The organism is Sphingosinicella rhizophila, assembly GCF_032378825.1.
Classification (GTDB): Bacteria; Pseudomonadota; Alphaproteobacteria; order Sphingomonadales; family Sphingomonadaceae; genus Allosphingosinicella; species Allosphingosinicella rhizophila.
This window is the reverse complement of sequence record NZ_JAVUPU010000002.1, coordinates 601,529-612,060: the sequence shown is the minus strand read 5'-3', so window position 1 is coordinate 612,060 and position 10,532 is coordinate 601,529. Positions and strand designations below refer to the sequence as shown.

Annotated in this window: 11 protein-coding genes; 9 read left to right on the top strand and 2 right to left on the bottom strand. The window is 63.9% G+C overall.

What is annotated here, in order from left to right; translation table 11 throughout:
• Positions 1-153 precede the first annotated feature (153 nt).
• From rpiB to RQX22_RS06005, 5 genes are read left to right on the top strand one after another with little or no spacing between them, the layout of a single operon-like run.
• Positions 154-606, top strand: coding sequence for a ribose 5-phosphate isomerase B (gene rpiB / locus RQX22_RS06025; protein WP_315724630.1), 453 nt, complete (start codon positions 154-156; stop codon positions 604-606).
• Positions 603-1,919, top strand: coding sequence for a serine hydroxymethyltransferase (gene glyA / locus RQX22_RS06020; RefSeq protein WP_315724568.1), 1,317 nt, complete (start codon positions 603-605; stop codon positions 1,917-1,919). Before rpiB ends, glyA begins: the two co-directional genes overlap by 4 nt.
• Positions 1,920-1,933: 14 nt before the next feature.
• Entirely contained in the window at positions 1,934-2,395 is a 462-nt protein-coding gene (nrdR, locus tag RQX22_RS06015; protein ID WP_315724566.1) for a transcriptional regulator NrdR, read from the top strand.
• Positions 2,392-3,141: an RNA methyltransferase gene (locus RQX22_RS06010; protein WP_315724564.1), complete on the top strand. Its 750-nt coding sequence runs from the start codon at positions 2,392-2,394 to the stop codon at positions 3,139-3,141. The genes nrdR and RQX22_RS06010 overlap by 4 nt, the downstream gene beginning before the upstream one ends.
• A 39-nt stretch (positions 3,142-3,180) precedes the next feature.
• Positions 3,181-4,632: a pyridoxal phosphate-dependent decarboxylase family protein gene (locus RQX22_RS06005; RefSeq protein ID WP_315724562.1), complete on the top strand. Its 1,452-nt coding sequence runs from the start codon at positions 3,181-3,183 to the stop codon at positions 4,630-4,632.
• Here RQX22_RS06005 and RQX22_RS06000 read toward each other — a convergent pair whose 3' ends face one another.
• A complete protein-coding gene (locus tag RQX22_RS06000) occupies positions 4,633-4,944 on the bottom strand; it encodes a chorismate mutase (protein ID WP_315724560.1) in 312 nt (103 codons plus the stop codon).
• Between the two features lie 175 nt (positions 4,945-5,119).
• On the opposite strand from RQX22_RS06000, the gene rpsD reads away from it, so the two are divergent.
• From rpsD to aguB, 4 genes are all read left to right on the top strand, one after another.
• Positions 5,120-5,734: a 30S ribosomal protein S4 gene (rpsD, locus tag RQX22_RS05995; protein WP_315724558.1), complete on the top strand. Its 615-nt coding sequence runs from the start codon at positions 5,120-5,122 to the stop codon at positions 5,732-5,734.
• A gap of 118 nt (positions 5,735-5,852) precedes the next feature.
• Positions 5,853-7,511, top strand: a complete 1,659-nt coding sequence (locus RQX22_RS05990) for a M28 family metallopeptidase (RefSeq protein ID WP_315724556.1) — start codon at positions 5,853-5,855, stop codon at positions 7,509-7,511.
• A complete protein-coding gene (locus RQX22_RS05985; RefSeq protein WP_315724554.1) occupies positions 7,508-8,488 on the top strand; it encodes an agmatine deiminase family protein in 981 nt (326 codons plus the stop codon). The genes RQX22_RS05990 and RQX22_RS05985 overlap by 4 nt, the downstream gene beginning before the upstream one ends.
• Complete coding sequence (gene aguB / locus RQX22_RS05980; protein ID WP_315724552.1) at positions 8,485-9,333, top strand: N-carbamoylputrescine amidase; 849 nt, start codon at positions 8,485-8,487, stop codon at positions 9,331-9,333. The genes RQX22_RS05985 and aguB overlap by 4 nt, the downstream gene beginning before the upstream one ends.
• A gap of 24 nt (positions 9,334-9,357) precedes the next feature.
• On the opposite strand, the gene RQX22_RS05975 is transcribed toward aguB, so the two are convergent.
• Positions 9,358-10,509, bottom strand: coding sequence for an amidohydrolase (locus tag RQX22_RS05975; protein ID WP_315724550.1), 1,152 nt, complete (start codon positions 10,507-10,509; stop codon positions 9,358-9,360).
• Positions 10,510-10,532: the final 23 nt, after the last annotated feature.

The window sequence follows — 10,532 nt, the reverse complement described above, 5'->3', positions numbered from 1 at the left end:
GAAATCTGGAGCCGAATGGAAATGAAACTCGCGGCCTAGACGTTTGAATAGACCTGTTCCGGGCTCGCCGCCCCGGGCGCAATAGCTGGTGGCAAAGGCGCCGATGTTCCACTAGGGAAGGCGCTCCGATCGAATTGGAGTCCTGCCTTGGCCATGCGAATCGCCATTGCTTCCGATCATGCTGCCATCGAGATGAAGGCTGCGCTCGCCGAGCATTTGCGGCTGGCCGGCCACGACGTGCTCGACCTGGGCCCGCAAGGCGTGGATCCGGTCGATTATCCGGATTACGGCTATAAGCTTGCCGACGCGATCGCCGCAGGCGACGCCGCGATGGGCGTCGCCATCTGCGGATCCGGCATCGGCATCTCCATCGCCGTCAACCGCAACCCCGCCGCGCGTGCCGCTTTGGTTTCCGAACCTCTCTCGGCCCGGCTGGCGCGCGAACATAATGACGCCAATGTCATCGCCATGGGTGCACGGCTGATCGGCATCGCCATGGCCAAGGAATGCGTCGAGGCCTTCATAGCCACACCATTTGGCGGCGACCGCCATCTCCGCCGCGTCGAAAAGCTTTCCCATCCCCATTTCACGAAAGAGCCCGCATGAGCAGCCGTTCCGCCTTTGATTTCAGCGACGTCCAGCATCAGGGATTCTTCACTGATCGCCTGGCTGAGGCCGACAGCAAGGTCGCGGATGCGATCGCCGCCGAACTGGACCGTGAACAGAACCAGATCGAACTGATCGCATCCGAAAATATCGTGTCGCGCGCGGTTCTGGAGGCACAAGGATCGGTCCTCACCAATAAATATGCCGAGGGCTATCCCGGCCGTCGTTACTATCAGGGCTGCGCCCCGTCGGACTCGGTCGAGACGCTGGCGATCGAGCGCGCCAAGCAATTGTTCGGATGCGGCTTCGCCAATGTGCAGCCGCATTCGGGGGCCCAGGCCAATGGTGCCGTCATGCTGGCTCTGGTGAAGCCCGGGGAGACGATTCTCGGCCTCTCGCTGGACGCGGGCGGCCATCTCACTCACGGCGCCAAGCCGGCCATGTCGGGCAAATGGTTCAACGCCGTCCAATATGGCGTGCGTCCGGACGATCATTTGATCGATTTCGACCAGGTCGAGCGGCTCGCCAAGGAAACCCGCCCGCGCCTGATCATCGCCGGCGGATCGGCCTATCCGCGCCATATCGACTTTGCGCGTTTCCGCGCCATTGCCGACGAGGTTGGTGCCCTGTTCATGGTCGACATGGCCCATTTTGCCGGCCTGGTCGCGGCGGGCGAGCATCCGACGCCCTTCGGCCACGCCCATGTCGTGACCACGACCACCCACAAGACCCTGCGCGGCCCGCGTGGCGGCATGGTCCTGACCGACGACGAGGATATCGCCAAGAAGATCAACAGCGCCGTCTTCCCCGGTCTCCAGGGCGGCCCGCTGATGCATGTGATCGCCGCCAAGGCGGTCGCGTTCGGCGAGGCGCTACAGCCCGGTTTCAAAAGCTATGCCCGCGCCGTCGTCGCCAATGCCAAGACGCTTGCCGGCCGCCTGCAGGAGCGCGGTGCCGATCTGGTGGCCGGCGGCACCGACACGCATCTCGCGCTGGTCGATCTTCGCCCGCTCGGCATTACCGGCAAGGATGCGGACGAGGCGCTGGAGCGATCCGCGATCACCTGTAACAAGAACGGCATTCCTTTCGATCCCCTGCCCCCGGTCAAGACCAGCGGCATCCGGGTCGGCTCGCCCGCGGGAACGACGCGCGGCTTCGGTCAAGCGGAGTTCCGCGATATCGCCGACATGGTCGCCGACGTGCTGGAAGGACTCGGCAAGAATGGCGAGGCCGGCAATGCAGAAGTGGAAGCCGGGGTGAAAAACCGCGTCCGCGCGCTCTGCCAGCGCTTTCCGATCTATTCGGAGCAGTGAGGATAATTTCCTAGATGCGCTGCCCCTTCTGCTCGCACGAGGCCAGCCAGGTTAAGGACAGCCGGCCGACGGAGGATGGCGCGTCGATCCGTCGGCGGCGGCAGTGCGAGGATTGCGGGGCCCGCTTCACCACGTTCGAGCGGGTGCAGCTGCGCGAACTGACGATCGTCAAGTCCGGCCAGCGCCGCGAACCTTTCGACCGCATGAAGGTCGAACGGTCGGTCGCGATCGCCTGTCGCAAGCGTCCGGTCGCGCCGGAGCGGATCGAGAAACTGGTCTCCTCCATCCAGCGGCAACTGGAGACGAGCGGCGAGAGCGAAATGCCGTCGAGCCGAATCGGCGAAATGGTGATGGACGGCCTGCGCGCTCTCGATCCGGTCGCCTATATCCGCTTCGCCAGCGTCTATAAGGACTTCCGCGAAGCCAAGGATTTCGAGGATTTTGCGGGCCTCGTCGGCGAGGCCGCGCAAGAGTGAATTCGATACGGGAGGAGCGGAAAGACGGGACGGCGGCACCAGCCATCGTGCTGGTCCGACCGCAGCTTGGCGAAAATATCGGCAAAGCGGCGCGGGCGATGCTGAATTTCGGCCTTACCGATCTTCGGTTGGTTACCCCGCGCGACGGCTGGCCCAACCCCAGCGCGGGGCCCGCGGCCTCCGGCGCAGACCTCGTCCTGGAAAAAGCACGCGTGTTCGACAGTGTCGCCGATGCGGTCGCCGATTGCCCTCACGTCTATGCGTCCACCGTCCGCAAGCGTGGTCTGGTGATCCCCGTGGTGACGCCGGAAGCCGCCGCGTTGGAAATATGCCGCCAATCCGAACCGGCGGCCATATTGTTCGGCGCGGAACGATCGGGGCTGGAGACCGACGATGTGGCGATTGCCACCAAGATCGTCACCGTTCCGATCAACCCGGAATTCCGCTCGTTGAACCTGGCCCAGGCAGTGGTCCTGATCGCATATGAATGGTCCAAACATGCCGAGCTGGCCATTCCCACCGAAGGGGATCCGCGCGAACCGCGCGCGACCCAGGCGCAGCTCGAAGGTCTGATCGGGCAGATGGACGAATCGCTGGCCGCCGCCGGCTATTATCACCCGCCGGACCGCACGCCCGTCACCCGCAACACAATGCGCACCATTTTGTCGAAGGCCGATTGGTCGAACCGCGAGATCCAGGCGTTGCGCGGAATGATCAGAGCGCTCGTCAACCCGCGCCCACGTTAGACCATTGCGCCGCCGGAAGCTTGCGTCGATGGACATCCCATGATCGAAGAACTGAAACTGCAGATCGACGGGCACCGCAAGGCGATGCAGCCGCTCGAGCCGGATGCAGACACACGCGCGGCGCTCGGCCGCCAGGCGCTGGACCATGCGCTCGCCTATCTCGACGCCCTTCCCGACGCGCCGAGCAACGGGCCGTGGGCGGATGTCTTTTCGCGACATCTGGAACCGGAATTCCCGGAGGAAGGCCATGATTTCGCGCCCGTGCTCGATTATCTCGCCACTTGCGTGGAAGGCCCCGGCTTCACGACCGCCTCGCCTCGCTTCATGGCCTATATACCCGGCGGCGGCCTGTTCCACTCCGCCCTCGGCGACCTGCTGGCGGCGGCGTCCAATAAATTCGCCGGCTTCGCCTCTGCGGCCCCGGGTGCGGTGCGGCTGGAAAATGCCACCATAGAGTGGCTGGCAAAGGCGATCGGATATCCCGAAAGCACCCTCGGCATCCTGACCTCGGGAGGGAGCATCGCCAATTTGACGGCGGTGGTGGCCGCGCGGGACGCTCGTGACGATGCCGGCGGAGGCGCCGTTTATACCACCCGCTTCGCGCATCATTGCGTCGACAAGGCCCTGCACGTCGCCGGCCGCGGCAAAGCCCCCCGCAGGCTGATCGCAACCGACGAAAGTTTCCGCATGTCCATCGCCTCGCTGGAAGAAGCGCTGGCGCAAGACCGGGAAGCGGGCATCCGCCCATGGTTGGTCGTCGCCTCGGCGGGAACGGTCGATACGGGCTCGGTCGATCCGCTCTTCGAGATCGCTCAAATCTGCCGGCGATATGGGGCATGGTTCCACATCGATGGCGCCTACGGAGGATTGTTCGCCTTGTGCGAAGACGGCCGGCAGGTGCTGCGCGGGATCGAGCTTTCCGACAGTGTCGCGCTCGACCCCCACAAGACGCTCTTCCTCCCTTATGGAACCGGCGCGGTACTCGTGCGCGAAGGCCGGCATCTGGTCGACACCTTCGGCGCCAGCCCAAATTATATGCAGCCGCTGGGAGAATCCGAGGTCGGACCTTCGCCTTCGGACCTGTCTCCCGAACTCACGCGGCACTTCCGCGCGCTGCGCCTCTGGCTACCGCTGCAGCTCGCCGGAGCATCCGCCTTCCGGGCGGCCCAGGCCGAGAAACTGGCGCTCGCACGGTATTTCCATGCCCGACTGACGCAAATCCCCGACTTCGACCCAGGTCCGCCTCCCGACCTGTCCGTCATCACCTTCCGCTACCAGCCGCGAGGCGGCGATACGGACGCATTCAACGAACGGCTGCTTCGCCGGACTCAGGAAGAGGGGCGCGTGATGCTGAGCGGCACGCGCATCGACGGACGCTTTATGATCCGCTGCGCCATACTCAATTTCCGAACCCATATCGAACATGTGGACGAAGCGATCGATGTCCTCGGTCGCGGCATCGCGGAGCTTGAAGGTCCGGCGGGATCCTGATCAGGACCGGATCGCGTCGAAATGCTCGAACTCATAGGCGATCGAGCCTTCGATCAGCCGATCGTACAAATCGCCGACCAGATCGATCGGAACACGCATTTCCGCCGCCGAGCGGCGGGCATTGGCGATCACCTCCGCCTTGCGCACCTCGTCCCTGACCGAAGCGCGGTCCGGCTTTATCCGTGCCGCCGCCTCCATGTAGCGAAAGCGTTCGCCGAGCAGCGCCACGAGCTCCTCGTCCAAGCGATCAATACCCTGGCGCACCTCCGCCATCGTCCGGCACGCGTCCGGCCTCACCCTATCGACTGTCATGGGGGCCTCTTTAGCGCCGCTTATCTCTCTGTCGAGGTTGACTTCCACACCTTCTCTCGGCATGTGCCGCCCTTCGCAATTGGCTCCGCACCCCTGGTGAAGCGGCAGCCGCGCCGGATGCAAGATCCGGCGGTGCGGGCCCAGGGACATCGATAACGCGAATTGGAGTATCATCATGTCGAAGCGCAACAGCGCCAAGTACAAGCTCGACCGCCGCATGGGCGAGAATATCTTCGGACGTCCGAAGAGCCCGGTCAACAAGCGCGAATATGGTCCCGGCCAGCACGGCCAGCGCCGCAAGGGCAAGGTGTCGGATTTCGGCATCCAGCTGCGCGCCAAGCAGAAGCTCAAGGGCTATTATGGCGACGTGACCGAGAAGCAGTTCAAGAGGACCTTCACCGAAGCCAGCCGGATGAAGGGCGACGCTTCACAAAATTTGATCGGCCTGCTCGAGCGCCGGCTGGACATGGTCGTCTACCGCGCCAAGTTCGCGCCGACCATCTGGTCCGCCCGGCAGATGGTCAATCATGGCCACATCCGCGTCAATGGCCGCAAGTGCAATATCGCTTCGGCCCGCGTGAATGTCGGCGACGAGATCACGCTTGGATCCAAGGCGCGGGAAATGGCGCTGGTGATGGAGGCGCAGGGACTGGCCGAGCGTGACATTCCCGAATATGTCGCTCCGGACGGCAATGCGAAGGTGACCTTCACCCGTGTGCCGACGCTCGACGAAGTGCCTTACCCCGTGAAGATGGAGCCAAACCTGGTCGTCGAATTCTATTCGCGCTGAGTTTTTCCCTTACGGGTCCTGATGGGGGCGGTCCGATCGGGCCGCCCTTTTCCGTTCCTGCTATTGAATCGCGTGGCGCTTGGAGCCATTGCCAGAGGCAATAGAGGAGAAAACCGCCATGCGCGTTCGCGAACTGCTCGTCCCTTTCGGCTTGATCGCCCTCGCCGCCTGCACTGCCGATAAGGCAGATGTCCCGGCTGCAAACCCGATTTCCCTGGAGACGCTGAAGGAGGTCACGCAGACCTTGTCGTCGGATGCGTTCGAGGGCCGTGCGCCCACGACGGCGGGTGAGGAAAAGACGATTGCCTACCTCGTCGACCGATTCAAGAAGGCCGGCCTCCAGCCGGGCAATAATGGAAGCTGGTTCCAGGACGTACCGCTCGTCGAATCGATCGCCACCCCTTCCACGCTCGTCGTCGAAGGCAGCGCGGAGCCGCTCACCTTCGATCATCGCAGCGACTTCGTCGCCAATTCCTATCAGGTCCAGCCGCGCATCGAGGTAAAAGACAGCGACATCGTCTTCGTCGGCTACGGCATCAACGCGCCGGAGCGGGGTTGGAACGATTATGAAGGCGTGGACGTGCGCGGCAAGACGGTCGTCATCCTCGTCAACGACCCCGACTATCAGACCAAGGGCCTGGAGGGAGAGTTCGAAGGGCGGGCGATGACCTATTATGGCCGCTGGACCTATAAATATGAGGAAGCCGCCCGCCAGGGCGCGGCCGCGGCTTTCATCGTCCACGATACGGAACCCGCCGCTTATGGCTGGAACGTCGTGCAATCGTCCTGGACGGGGGCGCAATATAATATCGACGCTGCCAACAATCACATGGATCAGTCCAAGGTGATCGGCTGGCTCACCAACGATGCGGCGCGCAAACTGCTCGCCAATTCGGGCCAGGATCTCGATGCCCTTTCCGCCGCCGCCAAGCGCAAGGGCTTCAAACCCGTGGCGCTGAAGAGCAAGGCGTCGATCACCCTCACCAACGAGATCAAGCGCCAGGCGTCCCGCAACGTGATCGGAATCCTTCCGGGAACGAAGCGTCCCGGCGAATATGTCCTCCACACGGCGCATTGGGATCATCTCGGCCGTTGCGATGCGGCACCGGACGGCGACGACATCTGCAACGGTGCGATCGACAATGCGACCGGCACCGCCGCCTTGGTCGCCCTTGCGGAGGCCCATGCCAAGGCGGGAGCAGCAGAGCGGACGCTCGTCTTCCTGGCCGTTACGGCCGAGGAATCGGGCCTGCTCGGCGCGAAATATTATGCCGAGAACCCCATTTTCCCGCTCGGCAAGACGGTCGGCGGGGTCAATATGGACGCGCTGAGCCTGGCCGGGCCGACACGCGACATCGTCATCGTCGGTGCCGGAAAATCGGAGCTCGAAGATTATGTGAAGCGGGCCGTGACGGCCCAGGGCCGGACGACCGTCGCCGAGCCTACTCCCGAGCGCGGCTTCTATTACCGGTCCGATCATTTCGCCCTGGCCAGGGAAGGCGTGCCGATGGCTTATTTCGAAGCCGGGCAGGGCCTCGTGAAGGGCGGTACCGCCGCCGGCGAGGCCGCCGCTGAAGATTATACCGCCAATCGCTATCACGGGCCGAAGGACGAATATGACCCGAATTGGGACTGGTCCGGCGCACTGCAGGACGTTGGCCTCTATTATTCGATCGGGCGGCAGCTCGCCGATAGCGGCGCCTGGCCCAATTGGCTCCCGTCCGCGGAATTCCGTGCCGTCCGCGAACGTTCGCGCGCCGAAGCGGGCCAGAAGTGATCGCACGCCAGCCGGCCGAATGGGCGAGGCATGAATGGGTCTGGATCGGCTTTCCCAGCCATGCGGATCTTTGGGAAGACGATCTCGCGCCGGCGCAGGCGGAAACGATCGCCTTCGCCAAGGCGGTGTACGCCGAGGGGGCCGGGGAGCGGGTACGCCTCGTCGCCTCCGATCCCGCCGCGGCCGCGACCGCACGTTCGCTGGCAGGCCCCGATATCGATATCGTCGAAGAGCCGTTCGGAGACATCTGGCTGCGCGACACCGGTCCGATCATCCTCAAGCAACGCGATGAGCGCCGCGCTGCGGGCTTCCTGTTCAACGGCTGGGGCGGCAAATACCGGCTGCCCAATGACGACAAGGTTGGTGCCGGGCTGGCCCGGAGCGCTGGCCTGGATTTGCGCCGTCACGACTGGGTGCTGGAAGGCGGCGCGATCGATGTGGATGGAACCGGCCTTGCCGTGACCACCGAGCAGTGCCTGCTCAACCCGAACCGCAATCCGGGCATCGGCCGGCAGGAGATAGAATGCCGGCTGCGCGATCATCTCGGTATCGAGCGTCTGCTCTGGCTCGGCGAAGGTCTGCTCAACGACCATACGGACGGCCATGTCGACAATCTTGCCCGCTTCGTCGGCGAGGGGCGGATCGCCATTCCGGTCGCGGCAGGCAGTGACGATCCCAACGCCGCCGTCTTCGCCGACGCCAGGTCCAAAGCCGAGGCCTTCCGCCTGGAGGTCGTCCCCCTGCCATCCCCCGGGCATGTCGTCCGCGACGGCGAGACGATCCCGGCTTCCTACATGAACTTCTATATCGGCAATGAAGTGATCGTGGTTCCGGTCTATGGTGCCGCGAACGACGCGCCGGCCGTCGACGCGATCGGCGCCCTCTTTCCGGGTCGGAAGGCCATCGGACTGCGCGCCGACCACATTTTGACGGGCGGCGGCAGCTTTCACTGCATCAGCCAGCAGGTGCCCTTATGAATATGATCCATGTCGCCGCGCTCCAGCTCGCTTTCAGCGACTGCGTCGAGGACAATATCGCTGCCGTATCCGAGCTGGTGCGGGAAGCCGCCGCAAAGGGCGCCAAGCTGATCTTGCCACCCGAATTGTTCGAAGGCCATTATTTCTGCCGCACCCAGGACGAGGGCCATTTCGTACGGGCGATGCCGGTCGATCGCCATCCCGCCGTCAAGGCGATGCAGGCGCTGGCCGCGGAGCTCAATGTCGTCATCCCCACCAGCTTCTTCGAGGCGGATGGCCATCACCATTATAACAGCCTGGCCATGATCGACGACAAGGGCGCGCTGATGGGTGTTTATCGCAAGAGCCACATCCCCGACGGCCCCGGCTATTCCGAGAAATTCTACTTCCGGCCAGGAAATACGGGCTTCAAGGTCTGGCCGTCGCCTTATGGCGTGATCGGCGCGGGCGTCTGCTGGGACCAATGGTATCCCGAGACGGCGCGCGCAATGACCCTGATGGGCGCAGAGATCCTCCTTTACCCAACTGCGATCGGCACCGAACCGCATGATCCGGGTCTGGACACCAGCCGCCTGTGGCGACGAGCGATGATCGGCCATGCCGTCTCCAATGTGGTTCCGGTCGTCGCCGCCAACCGGATCGGCACGGAAGGAGACCAAAGTTTCTATGGCCACAGCTTCATTTGCGACGAGCGCGGCGATATCCTCGCCGAATTCGGCGCGACGGAAACAGGCGTCATTACCGCCGCACTGGACCTCGAACAGGCGAAGCGCCATCGGGCCGCGTTCGGCTTCTTCCGCGATCGCCGTCCCGAACTTTATGGACGAATCACGCAGGACATCTGACGAAGGCGCCGATCGGCCACGACATCAGCCGGCCGAGAACTGGCGCACAAGCTCCACGAAATAGCCGACTCCGAACGGTATGGCCCGATCGTTGAAGTCGTAGAGCGGGTTGTGGAGGGGATAGCTGTCAGTCCCGTTGCCGAGGAACGCATAATTGCCCGGCCGGTGCTGCAGCATCAGGCCGAAATCGTCGCTTGCCATGACGGGCGGGCAATCCGCGACCAGCGTCATGCCCCGGACGGCGCGCGCGGCCGCGTAGGCGCGCTCGGTTTCCGCGGGGCTGTTCGTCGTCGCCGCAAATTCGTGGCTGTAATCGACGCTTTCGGTCAGGCCGAAGGTCGCGGCAATGCCCGCGGATATCTGGCGGATCTGTCCTTCGACCAGTTCCTGAGTCTTGGGCGTGAAGCTGCGGACATCGCCCCTGATCGTTACATTTCCGGGCAGCACATTGCGGATGCCATCGGTCACGAATTCCGTCACCGACAAAACGGCATGCTCCAGCGGATCCGCACGACGCGAGACGATGGTCTGCAGGGCCACGACCAGCTGGCAGCCGGCGACAAGCGCTTCGTTGAGCATATGGGGACGCGCGGCATGGCCGCCCTTGCCCACCAGCCTGATCTCGAAATTGTCCTCGCTTGCCTTGGCCGGGCCCGCGCGGGTCGCCAAGGTGCCGAGCGGCCATTCGGGATAATTGTGAACCGCATAGATTTCGTCGATGTCGAACCGTTCGAACAATCCGTCGTCGATCATCGCGCCCGCGCCGCGGCCATGCTCTTCGGCCGGTTGGAAGACGAAGGTGACGATCCCGTCGAAATCGACCTCGCGCGCCAATATCCGGGCGGCGCCGAGCAGCATGGCGGTATGGCCGTCATGGCCGCAGGCATGCATGTAACCGGGCCGACGCGAGACATGGTCAAAAACGTTCTGCTCGGTGATCTGGAGCGCATCCATGTCGGCTCGAAGTCCGATGCGAAGCGGCCCATTGCCCTTTCGCAGCACGCCGACCACGCCCGTTCCCCCGACGCCTTCCGTCACGTCCACGCCGAAGCTGCGCAGCTTGCCGGCGACGAAGGCTGCGGTGTCTTGTACCTCAAAACCGAATTCGGGATCGGCGTGGATGGCACGGCGCCATGCCGCGACCTCTTCCATCAACTCCGCTTCAACCATCGCCATTTACCCCCGTCACGCGCGACCGA